Origin of the sequence: Stenotrophomonas geniculata, from assembly GCF_034508895.1 — a bacterium.
Classification (GTDB): Bacteria; Pseudomonadota; Gammaproteobacteria; order Xanthomonadales; family Xanthomonadaceae; genus Stenotrophomonas; species Stenotrophomonas geniculata.
This window is the reverse complement of sequence record NZ_CP140571.1, coordinates 259628-275413: the sequence shown is the minus strand read 5'-3', so window position 1 is coordinate 275413 and position 15786 is coordinate 259628. Positions and strand designations below refer to the sequence as shown.

Below are 15786 nucleotides of genomic sequence, written 5' to 3'. Positions count from 1 at the left end.
TTTTCGGCGGTCCCTCGCGACCCTGGCCAATGCGGCCGGTGGTCCGGGCCCGCCGGCCCGCAGACTGCCAGCCCCCAATGAACGCATCCGCCAAATTCACGACTTCCCAGATCCGCAGCGACTTCCTTGAATTCTTCAAGGGCAAAGGCCACACCATCGTGCCGTCGGCGCCGCTGGTGCCGGGCAATGATCCGACCCTGCTGTTCACCAACTCCGGCATGGTGCAGTTCAAGGACGTGTTCCTTGGTGCGGAGAAGCGCAGCTATGTGCGCGCGGCCGACGTCCAGCGCTGCCTGCGCGCTGGCGGCAAGCACAACGACCTCGACCAGGTCGGCTACACCGCACGCCACCACACCTTCTTCGAAATGCTGGGTAACTGGTCCTTCGGCGACTACTTCAAGAAGGACGCGATTGCCTGGGCCTGGGAACTGCTGACCCAGGTCTGGAAGCTGCCGGCCGAGCGCCTGCTGGTCACCGTCTACCAGACCGATGACGAAGCCTACGAACTGTGGCGCGACATGGTCGGCATTCCGGAAGCGCGCATCGTGCGCATCGGTGACAACAAGGGTGCGCCGTTCGCTTCGGACAACTTCTGGCAGATGGCTGACACCGGCCCCTGTGGCCCGTGCACCGAGATCTTCTACGACCACGGCGACCATATCGCCGGTGGCCCCCCGGGTTCTCCGGATGAAGACGGTGACCGCTTCATCGAGATCTGGAACCTGGTGTTCATGCAGTTCGACCGCCAGCCCGACGGCACCCTGGTGCCGCTGCCGGCTCCGTGCGTGGATACCGGCATGGGCCTGGAGCGCCTGGCGGCGATCCTGCAGCACGTGCACACCAATTACGAGATCGACCTGTTCCAGGCCCTGATCCGCAAGGCCTCCGAGCTGACCGGCACCGCCGACCTGGAAAACAAGTCGCTGCGTGTGATCGCCGATCATATCCGTGCCTGTTCGTTCCTGATCGTCGATGGCGTGCTGCCTTCCAACGAAGGCCGTGGCTATGTGCTGCGCCGTATCATCCGCCGCGCCCTGCGCCATGGCTGGATGCTGGGTGTGCGCCAGCCGTTCTTCAGCAAGCTGGTGCCGACCCTGGTCGAGCAGATGGGCGAGGCCTATCCGGAACTGCCGGCAGCGGTTGACACCGTCACCCGTGCGTTGCAGGCCGAGGAGGAGCGTTTCGCTGAAACCCTCGATGCCGGCATGAAGATCTTCGAAGACGTCGCGGGCAAGGCCAGCAATGGCGTGATCCCGGGCGTTGACGCCTTCCGCCTGTACGACACCTATGGCTTCCCGCTCGACCTGACCCAGGACATCGCCCGCGAGCGCGACCTGACCGTCGACATCGCCGGCTTCGATGCTGCGATGGAACAGCAGCGCGAAACCGCACGTGCGGCCGGCAAGTTCGGTGGCGGCGTGACCCTGCCGGCCGAGCTGGTGGCGACCCTGAGCCCGACCCGGTTCCTCGGCTACGACCGCCTGCAGGCCGACGGCCTGACCGTGCTGGCCGTGCTGAAGGACGGTCGTCCGGTGCAGTCGGCCGATGCCGGTGACGCAGTCATCGTGATCACCGACCAGACCCCGTTCTACGCCGAATCCGGTGGCCAGGTCGGCGACACCGGCGTGCTGACCGGCAACGGAGTGCGCCTGGCGGTGGACGATACCCAGAAGTTCGCCGGCCAGTTCCATGGCCACGTCGGCACCCTGTCCGACGGCGGCCTGAAGGTCGGCGACGTGCTGTCCGGCCAGGTCGATGGCGAGCGCCGCGGCGCCACCATCCTCAACCACTCGGCCACCCATCTGCTGCATGCCGCCCTGCGCGAAGTGCTGGGCACCCACGTGCAGCAGAAGGGCTCGCTGGTCGCTCCGGACCGCCTGCGTTTCGACTTCTCGCACTTCCAGCCGATCAGCGCGGAAGAGCTGGCTGTGATCGAGCGCAAGGTCAACCAGCAGGTGCGCGCGAACAACGCCGCCGAAGTGCACAACATGGGCATGCAGGAAGCGCTGGACTTCGGCGCCATGGCCCTGTTCGGCGAAAAGTACGGTGAGCACGTGCGCGTGCTGAAGATGGGTGACTACTCCACCGAGCTGTGCGGCGGTACCCACGTCAACCGCACCGGCGACATCGGCCTGTTCAAGATCACCTCCGAGGGCGGTGTCTCGGCTGGCGTGCGCCGTATCGAAGCGGTCACCGGCCAGGGCGCCCTGGACTACGTGGACGCCGAAGAGGCCCGCCTGGCCGAGGCCGCCGACCTGCTCGGTGGCAGCGCTGCCGACGTGGTCGAGAAGATCCGTGCCCTTGGCCAGCGCCAGAAGCTGCTGGAGCGCGAGCTGGAGGCCGTGAAGGCCAAGGTCGCCGCCGGTGCCACGGCCGACCTGTCCGGCCAGGCTGTCGAGGTTGCCGGCGTGAAGGTGCTGGCTGCCCGCCTGGAGGGCTTCGATGCCAAGGCCCTGCGTGACGCCATGGACCGCCTGAAGCAGCAGCTGGGCGATGCGGTGATCGTGCTGGCCGGTGCCCAGGACGGCAAGGCTGCCCTGGTTGCGGGTGTGAACGGCAGTGCAATGGGCAAGGTCAAGGCCGGGGAACTGTTGTCCCATATCGCCAGTCAGATCGGGGGCAAGGGCGGCGGACGCCCGGACCTCGCCCAGGGTGGTGGCGAGGACGGGCCCGCCCTTGCCACTGCGCTGGCTGCAGTCGTTGAATGGGTCAGCCCCCGCCTGTGATGAACCTGGCCGTCCCCCTCCTTGTAGGAGCGGGACGGCTGACGGTACCATTGCGAATCTTTTCCCTTTGTCGTGGTAGCGCTTCTTGACGGAGCGTCAAGCCGGTGGGGGATACCCTTCCACACGGTTCCATGGAGACTTACAAAATGTTGATCCTGACTCGCCGCGTCGGCGAAACCCTGATGATCGGTGACTCGGTGAGCGTCACCGTGCTTGGCGTCAAGGGTAACCAGGTGCGTATCGGCATCACCGCGCCGAAGGACGTCGCTGTGCATCGCGAAGAGATCTATCAGCGCATCCAGCGTGGTGATGAAGCCGGTGGCACCGGTAGCGAAAATTCTGCCGAATAACGCTTTACCTTCGCACTCGATTAACGTTATGATTCACGCCCCGCTGAGGTGCAACGCACCAGACGCGGAGAAAACCCCGGAGTGATGCCCGAGTGGCCGAAGGGGCTCCCCTGCTAAGGGAGTATAGGGTCAAAAGCTCTATCGAGGGTTCGAATCCCTCTCACTCCGCCAGATACAAAGAAGCGCCTGCAGATCCTCGATCTGCAGGCGTTTTTCTTTGTTCAACGCGGTAACACACGGCCGCGCCGCACGGGCGTTGTGCAGGCCTAGTGGGTGGTGCCAGCCGCGTCCTGCCCGACTTCGGGCGAGGAATAGAGCCTGGGCTCCGGCACCGCATGACCCGGATGAGCGGGCGGCGCAATGCCGCTTGGCGTTTCGCGCCAGAGAATTGCCAGTGTGCAGTCATTGGCACGTTGCCTGCACATTCTTTCCGCTTTGCGTTGTGCTGCGTCCGCCGTCTTTTCCCCGAGTGCAAAGCCCATGGCGACGGTGCCGGTAGCGATCGCCGAATATCCCACCGCGGTGGTCGTGGCAGTCTGCGCGCAGTTGCGGGACCGAACGGCGCAGTGCTGCAGTGCGCGCTGCATCGCAGCCGACAGCGTGCTGTGGTTCATGGCGTAGCCGTAGCGGCCATCGTCGTCGTAGACGATGGCGGAGGCCGCGTTGGCGCCGGATGACAGGCACAGCAACAGGCCAAGTGACAGGGGGCGCATCCAGTTCATTCCCATCTCCATTTTCTGCTGATGGTGGATCAGACCGGGTTTGAAGCGCAACGTTGCCGCCACTACGCCGAGCCCGCAGTTCATCGAACCGCGGGCGGCGCCACCGGTTGACCGTCAGAGCCTCACCGTCACCCCCACCTGGAAACCACGCCCCGGCAACGGCGCGATGTACTTCAACGGCGAGTTGTGCGGGCGTGCTTCTTCATTGAGCAGATTGCTGCCGTTGACGAACACCTCCATGCCGGCGATGTAGCTGTTGCGTACCGGCAGCTCACGGCTGACCTGCAGGTCGACCAGGTTGAAGGCATCCAGTGGCACTTCCTCGCTGACGTTGCGGCCGAGGTACTTCTGCGTGTCGTAGTAGGTGCTGGACAGCTGCGCCTTCCAACCCCCGCGTTGCCACTGCAGATTGGCGCCGTAGCGGTTGGTCGGCATGTTCGGCAGGTACTCGCCGTCGTTGTGGGCACGCAGCGAATCGGGGTGATCGGCCTTGTTCTTCACCAGGTCGGCGAAGGCGGAGATGTTCAACGTGCCATAGCGGCCAAGGTCCAGGGCCTGCGATGCGTCGATCTCCAAGCCCTTCACCGTGGTGTCGGTCTGCTTCCAGTATTTCAGCGGCAGGCGGTTGGCGGTCTGCACGCCCGAGTAACCCAGGTACAGATAGTTCTCGTACTTCATCCGATACGCGGTGGCCGACAGTTCGAACCCTCCGATATGGAACAGGCCGGTCAGCTCCAGGTTTTTCGCGCGCTCTGGCTCGAGGTTCTGGTTGCCTTCTTCCTGGGTCATCACCGAGTAGTGCGCGTTGCTCGCATACAATTCATTGATCTCCGGTGCGCGCTGCGAGGACGAGTAGCGCACCTTGGCGGCGAACAACGGACCGAGCTCGACATACGAACCCAGGCCGTAGCTGTTGAGCCGGTAGGAACGATCCTGCAGTTTCGTGTTGGCGGCATTGCGCGCGGTCTTGAAGCGGCTTGGTTGCAGGTCATGGTCAATGCGCTCGTGGCGCACGCCAGCGTCGAAACTGGCCCAGCCGAAGTCCAGCGTCTCCTTCAGGAACACCGCGTTGCTGCGGGTATCGACGTCAGGCAGGTAGCGCAGCGAGCCGCTGCCGGTGACATCGCGCGACTGGTGGCTGTAACCGAGCAGGCCGCTGAGTGGACCGACGCGCTGATGGCTCAGCAGCAGTTCGGCCTGGGTGCTCTCGAAATCGTAGTCGTTGGCCTTGGAAGCACCCAGCCGTTCGCCGGAGGCGTTGTCCAGCTTGGAGACACGCAGTTCGGCGCGCTCGAACCACGGCAGCGGGTCGCGCAACAGGGCTTCCAGTGCGTAGCGTTCCTGCTTGATCACCACGCCCACCGGCAATGCGTTGGCGTAGTTGGAACCGAACGACAGGTTCTGCATCGAGAACCCGGGCACGCCGTATTCGCTGTCCTTGGCATCGATGCTGACACCCACGTAACCCCGGTCGAAGAACAGGGTCGACCCGAACGCCACCTGCGAATTGCGCGCGTAACTGTTGCCCAACCGGTGATGATAATCGGGCGTCACATCATTGTTGATCTGCTTCTGTACGTAAGACGGCGTGCCGGCGACATAGGCCGGATTGACCGGATTGATATAGGTACGGCGCTGCCAGACCGAAGTCGGGTTGTTGGTGTAGAACGAGAAATCACCATCGGCCCAGTCCGGGTTCTCGGTCATGAACTGGTCGATGTAAGGTTGCGAGGCCTTGTTGTAGATCTGCTGGACGCGCGCCTCCTTCTGGCAGCTGTCGGCCAGCGCCGAGTTGACGCCGCCGGTCGGCGGAAACAGTCGGGTGTTGCAGACACTGGCCTTGCTGTTGCCGGGGATGTCGTAGTGCGAGATGCGCTGCCGAGAGACCTGCAGGTTGGTCGAGAGGTTGCGCTGGTTGTTGAAGTTCATGCGGAAGCCCTGCGCGTCGGCGGCATTGAAGCCCTTGCGCAGGACCAGTTCCATCGACTGGTCCTTGTCTTCCATGCTGCGCGAGATCAGGCCCGGATCGATCTCCACGCTGCCTCCGATCGCATTGCCGCCGTAGCGCACGGTGTCGGAGGACTTGTTGACGGTCACACTGCGTACGAACAGCGGATCGAACGGAATGTTGATGTCGCCGCTGATCGCGTTCATGCCGAGGATGGACTGGCCGTCCTGCAGGATCTGCACGCGGTTGCCGCTGAGGCTGCGGATGACCGGAGCGCCCGCGTTTGGCCCGAAGGCGCTGCTCTGCACGCCGGAGACGTGTTCGAGCAGGCCGCCGAGGGTGCGGTTCTGCGCCTGTGGGTTGTCGACAGTGACCCGGGTGTCGATGCGCGAGGGCTGGGAGGCCTGGACCTGGAGGGTGGGGAGGGTGGGTTCGTCCGCGGCTTGGGCGGTGTGGACGGCGAACAGAATGGCAGCAGCAAGCAGGTGGCGACGCATGGCATGATCCGTGAAAACAATGTGAAATGTTATAACGTAACTATTTGTATCGACAAGGGCGAAATGGGCCTTGCGGCAGGCGGTGGATATGAGAATGGTTCTCATATGAAAATGCGGGACGATCTCCTCTGGTCCCATCATGCTCAACCTCACCCTTGCCGACCTTGATCGCCTGGGCCGCAGCAGCGGCTTCCGCTATCGCCTGCCGGCGTCGGCCGCCGATCTGTCGGGTGAACAGTGCGTGGTGCAAGGCAGGGTGGAGCAGCGTCGCCTGCGCCCGGGCATGACCCTGGCGCTGTCGGACGTGATCGCCCATCAGCCGTTCGAGGCAACTTCGGAATCGCCGCCGGCCTTCTCGGCGATTGTGATGCTGGAGGGACGCGCAGGGGCGCGGCTGGCGGGGCAGGCAGTGATCGGCATGAACCCGGGTGCCGGCACGATGGTGCTGGCCGAGGCAGCACCTATGACCGCGATTCATCCCGCCGGGCAGCGGATGCGCAGCCTGAATGTCTCGTTGGACGCACCTGCCGGGATTGACGACCCGATGATCAGCGAACTGCTATCCACCGCGCATCGCACCGGTCACCCGCGGTTGCGTGGTTGGCAGGTTCCCGGGCATCTCGAGCACGCCGCTGACCAGCTGCTGTCGGGCAGCTGGCACGGCGCGATGCATGCACTGCTGTGCGAGAGTATCGGCCTGCAGATGCTGGCTCTGGCGCTGGGGTCGCCTGCGAGGGAGGCATCGCCGGACCTGCGTGTTTCAGCACGTGACCGCCGCATGCTGCAGCGGGTGATCGATTGCCTGCAGGCGGCACCGGCCGCCGAACACAGCCTGGAGAATCTGGCGGGCCTGGCCTGCATGAGCCCAAGCAGCCTGCGCCTGAAGTTCCAGCAGGTGTATCAGTGCTCGGTGTTCGGCTGGCTGCGCGAGCATCGCCTGCAACTGGCCTGCGCACAGCTGCGGCAGGGCTGCAGCGTACAGCAGGCCGCGCATTTCGTCGGTTACCGGCATGCCACGAATTTCGCGACCGCGTTCCGTGCGCGCTACGGCATCGCGCCCAGCCAGCTGCGCTGACGCCGGATCAGCGTCGGCAGTGCGCATACATCTGCTGCGTCTACGCATACGTGTGCTCACGCTCAAATGACAATAATTCTCATCCAGCATTTCTCTCCTGCTGGATCTCCCATGCCCGCCTGTATCCGCTCGCGCGCCCTGGCAACCGCCATCGGCACGACCCTGGCGCTGTTCAATACTGCCCACGGCGCCGAGCGCGCCCCCGCCGCGAACACCTCGCAGCTGCCCACCGTGCAGGTCACGGCCGATCTCGATGGCAGCACCGAATCCTCACGTTCCTACACCACCGACTCCATGGGCACGGCGACGGGGTTGTCACTGACCTCGCGGCGGACGCCGCAGTCGGTCAGCGTCATCACCCGCCAGCAGATCGAGGACCGGGGCCTGCTCAGCACCGCCGATGCGCTGGCCACTGCTCCGGGCATCTCGGTCACGCGCAGTGATGCCAACCGCTACTCGTTCTCGGCACGCGGCTTCGACATCGACAACTATCAGTTCGATGGCGTGGTGATGCCGGTGCTGTCGCCGTGGAATTTCGGCGAGAACAACCTGGACATGGTGGTGTACGACCGCATCGAGATCGTGCGCGGCGCCAATGGCCTGATGACCGGTGCCGGCAATCCGTCGGCGGCGGTGAACTACGTACGCAAGCGCCCGCTGCGCGACGTTGCTGCCAGTGGCGGCATCAGCCTCGGCAGCTGGGACGCGCGCCGTGCCTGGGTGGACGTGTCCAGCCCACTCAGCCGGGAAGGGCGCGTGCGTGGCCGCATGGTCGCTGCGCAGGCGGAGGGCGACAGCTACACCGCTGGCCTGGACAGCACCACGAAGACGCTCTACGGCGTGGTCAGCGTGGACCTGGGCGAGGACACCGGATTGATCGCCGGTATCTCCTACCAGGCCAACGACAATCGTGGTTTCGGCAGCGGCTTTGCGCTGTTCAATGCCGACGGCACGCGTACCCGCTTCGACCGCTCGGTATCGGCCACCGCGCCGTGGGCACGGATGAGCACCGATACCCGCAACGGCTTCTTCGATTTCAACCATCGCTTCGGCAACGACTGGCAGGCACGCGTGTCCTACAGCCGCTCGCATACCGATATGGAGATGAAGCATCTCTACCGGGGCGGCTATCCCGATCCGGTGACCGGGGCGATGCCCAATGGCAACAGCTTCACCCGCTACGACGGTCCGGTGCGCCGTGAGGCGGTCAGTGTCAGCCTGACCGGTCCCTTCCAGCTGTTCGGCCGCCAGCACACGGCGTCCGTCGGCTGGTCGCGCTCACGCGACGAGATCGCACTGGGGCAGTACCGCGCACTGGCCCCGTTGCCGCCGTTGGCCAGCTATTTCGACTGGCACGGGCCGGGCACGCCCGAGCCGGTGTGGGCCAGCAACAAGACCCAGGCCGATGATCTGGACAATCATCAGAGCGGTGCCTATGCCGTGGCGCGGCTGTCGCTGGCTGATCCGCTGCATGTGATCGTCGGTGGCCGCCTGAGCAACTGGGAGACCGACCAGGTCTACTTCGGCAGCAAACGGAAGTACCGCTACCGCAACGAGTTCGTGCCCTATGCCGGCGTGGTCTGGGACCTCAACGACTACAGCAGCGCCTACGCCAGCTATACCGGCATCTTCAAGCCGCAGAACAACCGCAACGAATCCGGACAGATCCTCGACCCGGTCAGCGGCCGCAGCTATGAGCTGGGCGTCAAGGGCAGCTGGCTGCAGGAGCGCTTGAATGCGTCGGTGGCGCTGTTCCGCACCCAGCAGGACAACCTGGCCGAGGCCACCGGTGGTCTGGTCGAAGGCAGCACGCAGGCGGCCTACCGCGCAGTGAAGGGCGCAACGGTAGACGGCCTGGAACTGGAACTGGCCGGTGAGCCGCTGCCGGGGTGGAGCCTGGGCACCAGCTTCACCACCTTCATCGCGCAGGACGCGCAGGGCAGGGCGATCAACACCGCCAAGCCGCGCAGCCTGTTCAAGCTGTTCACTACCTGGCGGCTGCCGGGTGCCTGGGACCGGCTGACCATCGGCGGTGGCGTGGACTGGCAGAACCGCATGTACCAGACCGCCACCGCGCCCGGAAATCGCCGGGTGCCGGTGCAGCAGCCCAGCTACGCACTGGTGAACCTGATGGCGCGCTACCAGTTCAGCTCCAATGTGTCGGCGGCGGTCAACATCAATAACCTGTTTGATCGCCATTACTATTCGCAGATCGGCTTCTACAACCAGGGCTGGTACGGGGCACCGCGAAACGTGATGTTCACGGTGAAGGTCGGTTACTGAAGATGCCGTCGCGCGGTTCAGGGATCCAGCGGATCAATCGGATCGATGCGCAGCGATTCGGGAGCCGGCACGAACGGGATCGCGTACGGGGAAACGCGTGAACCGACCTTGCCCGGAACGTAACCCAGTTCATGGCGGTTGCGCTCGCTGAAGGCGCTGCTGGCGACCGAATCGATATGCGATGGACTGCTGACCACCAATGCCGGTTGCCGCGGCGGTGCCTGCAGGGCCGCCAGCAACCGGGCCGCATTGCGCAGATTGGTGGTGGTGTGGCGGGCATACGGCTCGATGATGATTGCATCTGCGGGAATGCCGAAGCGTGCCATCAGCGCTTCGCGCATCTGCACCGCTTCGACGCTGCGGGTGCCGCGTGGATGTACCGCACCACCCGAGACGATGAGGAAGGGTGCATCACCTGCCGCGTAGCGCTGCGCGGCCGCCTTCAGGCGCAGCTTGCTGCCGGCGCTGAGCGGGGTGGTCAATTCGTCCGGTCCCTGGCCCAGCACGATGATCGCGGTGTACGGATGCGCATTCCAATCGAGCTGCCGCGCACGCGCAAACGGCGCGGCGTTCATTCCTGCGCTGATCGGCTCGAAGCGGATCGCATCGAGGCGGTCATTGGCATCGAGCAGGCCTACCGCCACCGCGATGCTGCGATCGAAGGCGGTGTAGGCCGCGCTGGCGTCCACCTCGCTCATTTGCACGGCAATGGCGACGTCGCCGGCCAGTCGCGTGCTGCCCGCCGTGCCGACCGGGCCGTCGATGGCGTCGTAGCGGGGCGGCTGGCCCTGGCCATAGACGGAGAGAATGTTGTTGAGGCCTGCCAGTTCCCGTTCGATGGCTTGGGCGTGCGCGGGAGCCGCGGCGATCAACAGGCCGGCCTGCGTGGGCGTCCAGCGTGCGGACGCGAGCGTGCAGGTGGCGGTCCGGCAGTCGGCCAGCTGCTGCATGCGTTCGGCCAGGAGGGCACGCGCATCACCAGGCAGCGTATCGGGCTTCAACTGCATGAGGGTGGGGAACAGTCGGGCGGCCAGCGCGGCGCTGTCGCGGTCGTCGGCCGCCGCCGCAAGCGGCAGCGCCGCCGCTGCAAGCAGGGCAAGGGACAAGGCAAATCGTCGATGCATCACCAGCTCCTGCTCACCATCAGGCGGATGTTGCGGCCGAACAGCGGCCGTCCATAGATTGCCTCGGCCGAACCCTGTCCGGCCAGGGCATCGGTGCGGGTGTTGCCCTCGGTGAGTCCCTTTTCATTGGTCAGGTTGTCGCCCACCAGCTGTGCGCCCCAGTTGCCGCGTTTCCATGAAACGCCCAGCCCCAGGGTCTGGTAGGCAGGCAGCGCCGTCTGGTTGAACAGATCAACATAGGATTTGCCGACCACGTCATAGCGCAGCCAGGTCTCGAACTGGTCCTGGCCGTGCTGGAAGCTGAAGGTCGGGCGGAGGTTGCCGTAGAGCTTGGGCTCGCGAACGATCTGCTTGCCGTTGACGGCGGCCGGATCGGCGCCGGAATCGTTCTGCAGGCTGTCGTACTGCGGATCGCTGACCGTGATCGAACCGGCAATGCTGAACCAGTCGAGCGGCCGGAACAGCCCATCCAGTTCGATGCCCTTGGAGACGGCGGTACCGATGAACGGCACCGACTGGTCATTGCGGCCGGTCGTCGGGTTGAACGCCACGAACGAGGCGTTGAGCGGGTCGAACTTCGTGTAGAACGCAGTCAGGTACAGGTAGGACCGGCCGAATCCGGCCTTCAGGCCCAGCTCGTACTGGTCCAGCTGCGTCTGCACGATGGTGGGATCGATCGAGCGTGCCACCGACGAGTTGGGAACGATCTCCATGTGCGAGACGCGGGCGTAAGCACCCACCGAAGAGGTGACATCGAAGTTCGCACCGACGGTCCAGTTGGTCGCGGACGGATCCAGGCGATGGTTCTGGACGACGCCGGTGAACCGGCGCGTGGTGTTGTCGGCCAGTGTATTGCGGTCGCCGAGGTCGACCTGGGCGGTCTGCTCTGCATAGCCTTCATAGCGGTAGCGTTCATGGCGGATGCCGGCGTCGAGCTTGAAGCGGTCCGTCAGTGCCCACGTGTCATTGGCATACACCGCGAACATGCGGGCATCCACTTTGCCGCGATTGAGGGTAGTGGTGTAACGCAGCGCGCCCTTGTCGGTGACGTATCCCAAGGGGGCGCCATCGTTGCCGTAGGCCACCAGATCCAGCAGGCGTGGCTTGCCGCGCATCTCCATCAGCATGTCCTGGTACAGACTGAAGGCCGTGGTGCCGAAGAAGGCCGTATATGCGCCGATGTTCAGATCGTGGCTGCCCCAGGCCGTTTCAAACAACCGCGTCGCACTGAAGTCGGCCTGGCCGGAGTAGAAGTCCGAATCTGCGGCCCGGTACTGGGCCGAGATCACCAGGCCGGAGTCGGCATAGGGGTCGTAGGCGCTCGCCCCGTTGCTGCCGGCCAGAGCGTAGCCCATCCGCGCGACGCCGGCGCCGAAGGCGCTACGGGCCGCGCCCAGATAGCCGTTGGCGAAAGTGCGTGCGTCGACCGGGTTGGTGGTCGAGTACAGTGCGTCGAAGGTGTTGCGGCCCTTGGTGTAACCGGTTTTCAGCGAGATCGTCCAATCGCTGGCGGTATTCTCGTACTGGAAGCCGATGTTGCCGAAGCGCATGTGCCGGCCATCGGCCAGGTCGCGGTTCATGCCCTGCAGGACGCCGCCGCCATCGAGGTATTTCAGGTTGACACTGCGCAGCGACGGCGAGTTCAGCGTACCGTCGAAGTAGTCGATGTACGGGTCCAGCGGGACGCTGGGATTGCGCGGATCGGCGACCGGGATCGGCAGGTAGAACGTATTGTGGTCATCGACGAAGGTACCGTTGACCTTGAACCAGCTGGTGTCATCGAAGTAGTGCTTGATGTTGCCCCTGATCTGCCCGCCCTTGTCGTTCGGGAAGCCGTTGTCGCGGTAGCCATCGTGCTGGCGCAGGAATCCACCGACCGCATAGAAGGTGTCCTTGCCGAGGGCGCCGGACTGGTACATCTCGCCACGGTACAGCCCGGTGTCACCGACGGTCAGCTGGGCCTTGCCGTGGGTCTGTTCCGAGCCCTCGGCCAGGATGTTGTTGACGATGGCGCCGCCACTGCTCGCATAGATCGGCGCCGGGCCACCCCGTACGATCTCCACCCGCTGGTTCATCACGTCGAACCGGTTCATGCCGTCGCCGGAATTGAAGAAGTGGCCATCCAGTTCCTGGTAGAGCGGCAGGCCGTCCTGCTGGAAGGCGATGAAGCCACGATCGGTGGGAATGCCGCGCAGCCGGGTGATGTTCTGCACCTCGCCTCCGGTGGCTTCGACATGGATGCCGGGCACGGACCCGAGCAGGTCGGCATAGCTTTTCGGTGCGAGTTTCTGCACGTCTTCGCGGCTGAGCGAATTGACTGCGAAGGACGCATCGAAACGACGCTGGGTGCGCGCCGCACCGGTGACCACCACCGCATCCAGCGTTGCGGCGTCGACGCTGCCCTGGTTCTGGACCGGGGCGTCCTGCGCAGAAGCGTTGCCGTGCAGGGATATCAAGGCCAGGGAGATTCCCAGGACCAGGGGGCTGATGTTCATCGGAGGGCGGCCATGCAGGGAAGGGGGACCGCTGCACGGTAGGTCCGGGCGATGACGGAATTGTTTACTTCGGCGGAAATAAACAATTAAACGATGGCATCGGCGCCCAGCTGGTGGATCGGCAGCAGCGCCGCGCCCACCGATACCGCGGATCCTCCCAGCCGTGACACATGCACCTGCGGCAGGCGCAGGCTGTCCAGCGCGCTGCTCCAGCGTGCCGGCTGCTGCAGGTGTTGCCCCAACGCTTCCAGTACCTGGCGGGGCAGCGAACCGGACAGGATCACGGCGCCCGGATCGAGCCACGCCACGCCGGTATTGGCCGCCGCGCCCAGCTGGTTTCCCGCGCGTTCGGCCCAGGCACTGATGATGCCGGCATGGCTTTCCAGGCAGGCCTCCAGCTCGAACAACGAAGGAATCCCGGCGCCGGCGTCGCGCAACGTGGCCAGCAGGTCGATGCCCGAGGGGCGCGGTGCGTCCATGCGGAACAGGCGGCCGATGTCGCCTGCATTGCCGAACTCACCGCGCATCACATCACGCCAGTGGATCACGCCGCCACCCACGCCGTGGCCGACATACAGCAGCAGCGCCGAAGCGCAGTCGCGGATCAGCCCGCTGTCGTAGTACTCCGCCAACGCCGCCAGGGTTGCATCGTTCTCCACCCACACCGGGAAGCCGAAGTAGTCTTCGAAGAACTGGTCGTTGTCGATGTCGCGCCAGCCATGCAGCCAGTCCACCGCGTGCCGGCGTGCCGGACCGGTTTCGACCACGGGCCCCGGAACGGCCACGCCGAGGCCCAGAAAGCGCGCGCGCATCAGTCCGGTGCTGCTGGTGAGGCTGCGCAGGCGCTGGTCCACGCAATGGACGAAATCGAGGGGATCTGCGCTGTCGAATGCGGTGGCATCGCGGGCGATGACCTGGCCGGCGAAATCCACCAGTGCGATCTCCAGCCAACCGGGATGCACCGTGGCACCGGCGGCATAGCCGCCCCGACCGGACAGCGCCAGTGGCACCGAGGGACGGCCGCGCTGGCCATCGGACAGTTGTCCCTGTTCCTCGATCACTTCCAGCATCAGCAGTTCACGCGCCAGGCGGGTCAACGCGCCGTTGTGCATGCCCAGCTGGTGGGCGATGGTGATGCGGGGAACCGCGCCCATCGTGCGCAACAGCCAGATGATGCGCTTATGGTCGGCCTCGAGCGCGATCAGCGGCTTGCGGCGCAGCCGCGATGTCGGGGCCAGGCTCACGGGCGCAGGCCCTCGCTGCGTGCTGGAGGGATGGGCCAGGCCAATGCGGCCAGCGAAAGCAGGCTGCCGATGGCGACCAGCGAGACCAGGGCGACCGAGGTGTCCAGATCGCCCGCCTGTATACCGGGCAGCACTTCGCCCAGCAGCAACGAAGAGGCCGCGATGGATAGCTTCATGGTTCCGGTGAGCAGTGCAAAGCAGCTGAGGTCATCGTCGCGTCCGCCATGGATGGCGTGGCGACGGGCGATCAGCGCGGTGCGTCGCCACAGTACCAGGCCGACGCTGGCCACCGCCGTCCCGTGGGTCGCGGCACATGCAATCGCTATGGGCGTGGAGGGGAGGGCCAGGTACACGCCGACGGCTCCGACGGCCAGCACCGACATCAACGCGAGCATCCCGGTCTCGCTGTGCAGCGTTGTACGCAGGCGCAGGCAGAGCCAGGGGGCAACCACCATGCCCGCCACCATCGCGAAGGTCAGCGCTGCCCCATGTTCGGCGAAGGGGAACAGACGCCCTGCCAGGCCGACCAGCGTCGTCTCCGCCGCCGCGGCCAGCAGAACCGGCAGCAGCGCTGGCAGGGGCAGGGCAACAGCAGCGGGCCTGGTTGCGCTGGGCCGTGGGGGCGTTGCGACGCAGGCCAAAGGAAGCGCAGCGGCCGCGATCAGCACGCCGATGACCATGCAGATCAGCAACGCGTTGCCACTGCCCTGGGACGCAGGCGTACCGACCACGACGAACAGCGCCGAGGCAATGCACAGCTTGGAGATCGGCACTACCACGGCGCGGGTGGAGACATAGCGCATGGCCTCGACCTCGTCACGGGGCAGCAACGACGTCAACGCGTTCTGGGCCACGTCGTAGACTGCATAGCAGGTACGGAACAGCAACGATGCGACCAGCAATGGCAGGAAGGCGGGCTCGGTTGCGTTGCCCGGGCTGAACAGCAGGCAGGCGCTGGCCGCCGTGCCGAGCCCGCCGATGAGCTGCAGGCGCAGGGCGAGGCGCTGCTGGTTGCGCAGGCGGGTGAACACGGCGGCCAGCAGCAGATCGAGCAGGCTGCTGTAGGCCAGTGAAATGGCCAGCAGCTGGCCGGTGTGGGCCGCCGACAGCCCCAGCCGGGCGTGCAGGTAGTAGCCCAGCACCAGATCCACGAATGACCAGGCCAGGGTGCGGGCAAAGTGGCCGGCGGCATAGAGGTGCCGTGGCGAGGGCTGCGCGTTCAACGCCGTGTACTGGGGGGAGAAGAGCCGGAGATGCTGGATCGTTCTACTACCCCTGTGTGACATGGTCCTGACATGGCGGGTGGCCGGGCATTCAGCGCG

At 65.3% G+C, this 15786-nt stretch carries 10 protein-coding genes and 1 tRNA gene; 5 read left to right on the top strand and 6 right to left on the bottom strand.

The features are described from left to right. Nucleotides 1–77 precede the first annotated feature (77 nt). From alaS to RI032_RS01255, 3 genes are all read left to right on the top strand, one after another. Nucleotides 78–2726 (top strand): alanine--tRNA ligase, encoded by a 2649-nt coding sequence (gene alaS, locus RI032_RS01265; protein ID WP_010484254.1) that lies wholly within the window; start codon nt 78–80, stop codon nt 2724–2726. Between the two features lie 146 nt (nt 2727–2872). Beyond that, entirely contained in the window at nt 2873–3076 is a 204-nt protein-coding gene (csrA, locus tag RI032_RS01260; RefSeq protein WP_004152909.1) for a carbon storage regulator CsrA, read from the top strand. Nucleotides 3077–3154: 78 nt separating this feature from the next. Then, a tRNA-Ser gene (locus tag RI032_RS01255) sits at nt 3155–3247 on the top strand. Between the two features lie 95 nt (nt 3248–3342). Here RI032_RS01255 and RI032_RS01250 read toward each other — a convergent pair. Both RI032_RS01250 and RI032_RS01245 read right to left on the bottom strand, forming a co-directional pair. Beyond that, a complete protein-coding gene (locus RI032_RS01250) occupies nt 3343–3798 on the bottom strand; it encodes a DUF4189 domain-containing protein (protein ID WP_032953406.1) in 456 nt (151 codons plus the stop codon). Nucleotides 3799–3912: 114 nt separating this feature from the next. Further along, nucleotides 3913–6243, bottom strand: coding sequence for a TonB-dependent receptor (locus RI032_RS01245; protein WP_322547737.1), 2331 nt, complete (start codon nt 6241–6243; stop codon nt 3913–3915). Nucleotides 6244–6382: 139 nt separating this feature from the next. Here RI032_RS01245 and RI032_RS01240 point away from each other — a divergent pair, with 139 nt between their 5' ends. Together RI032_RS01240 and fauA are read left to right on the top strand one after the other, a co-directional pair. Next, complete coding sequence (locus RI032_RS01240) at nt 6383–7318, top strand: helix-turn-helix transcriptional regulator (protein ID WP_322547736.1); 936 nt, start codon at nt 6383–6385, stop codon at nt 7316–7318. Nucleotides 7319–7429: 111 nt separating this feature from the next. Then, nucleotides 7430–9601: a TonB-dependent alcaligin siderophore receptor FauA gene (gene fauA, locus RI032_RS01235; RefSeq protein WP_322547735.1), complete on the top strand. Its 2172-nt coding sequence runs from the start codon at nt 7430–7432 to the stop codon at nt 9599–9601. Between the two features lie 17 nt (nt 9602–9618). Here fauA and RI032_RS01230 read toward each other — a convergent pair whose 3' ends face one another. The 4 genes from RI032_RS01230 to RI032_RS01215 all read right to left on the bottom strand — a co-directional run bounded on the left by RI032_RS01230 (nt 9619) and on the right by RI032_RS01215 (nt 15687). Then, entirely contained in the window at nt 9619–10725 is a 1107-nt protein-coding gene (locus RI032_RS01230; RefSeq protein WP_322547734.1) for a YdcF family protein, read from the bottom strand. Then, nucleotides 10725–13220 (bottom strand): TonB-dependent receptor, encoded by a 2496-nt coding sequence (locus RI032_RS01225; RefSeq protein ID WP_322547733.1) that lies wholly within the window; start codon nt 13218–13220, stop codon nt 10725–10727. The genes RI032_RS01230 and RI032_RS01225 overlap by 1 nt, the downstream gene beginning before the upstream one ends. Nucleotides 13221–13306: 86 nt before the next feature. Next, entirely contained in the window at nt 13307–14464 is a 1158-nt protein-coding gene (locus tag RI032_RS01220) for an ROK family protein (RefSeq protein ID WP_322547732.1), read from the bottom strand. Further along, on the bottom strand, nt 14461–15687 hold the full coding sequence (locus RI032_RS01215; RefSeq protein WP_164192168.1) for an MFS transporter: 1227 nt from the start codon (nt 15685–15687) through the stop codon (nt 14461–14463). The genes RI032_RS01220 and RI032_RS01215 overlap by 4 nt, the downstream gene beginning before the upstream one ends. Nucleotides 15688–15786: the final 99 nt, after the last annotated feature.

Coding starts and splice junctions, on each gene's coding strand:
- alaS (WP_010484254.1), top strand. CDS start 78: ATGAACGCATCCGCCAAATTCACGACTTCCCAGATCCGCAGCGACTTC.
- csrA (WP_004152909.1), top strand. CDS start 2,873: ATGTTGATCCTGACTCGCCGCGTCGGCGAAACCCTGATGATCGGTGAC.
- RI032_RS01250 (WP_032953406.1), bottom strand. CDS start 3,798: ATGAACTGGATGCGCCCCCTGTCACTTGGCCTGTTGCTGTGCCTGTCA.
- RI032_RS01245 (WP_322547737.1), bottom strand. CDS start 6,243: ATGCGTCGCCACCTGCTTGCTGCTGCCATTCTGTTCGCCGTCCACACC.
- RI032_RS01240 (WP_322547736.1), top strand. CDS start 6,383: ATGCTCAACCTCACCCTTGCCGACCTTGATCGCCTGGGCCGCAGCAGC.
- fauA (WP_322547735.1), top strand. CDS start 7,430: ATGCCCGCCTGTATCCGCTCGCGCGCCCTGGCAACCGCCATCGGCACG.
- RI032_RS01230 (WP_322547734.1), bottom strand. CDS start 10,725: ATGCATCGACGATTTGCCTTGTCCCTTGCCCTGCTTGCAGCGGCGGCG.
- RI032_RS01225 (WP_322547733.1), bottom strand. CDS start 13,220: ATGAACATCAGCCCCCTGGTCCTGGGAATCTCCCTGGCCTTGATATCC.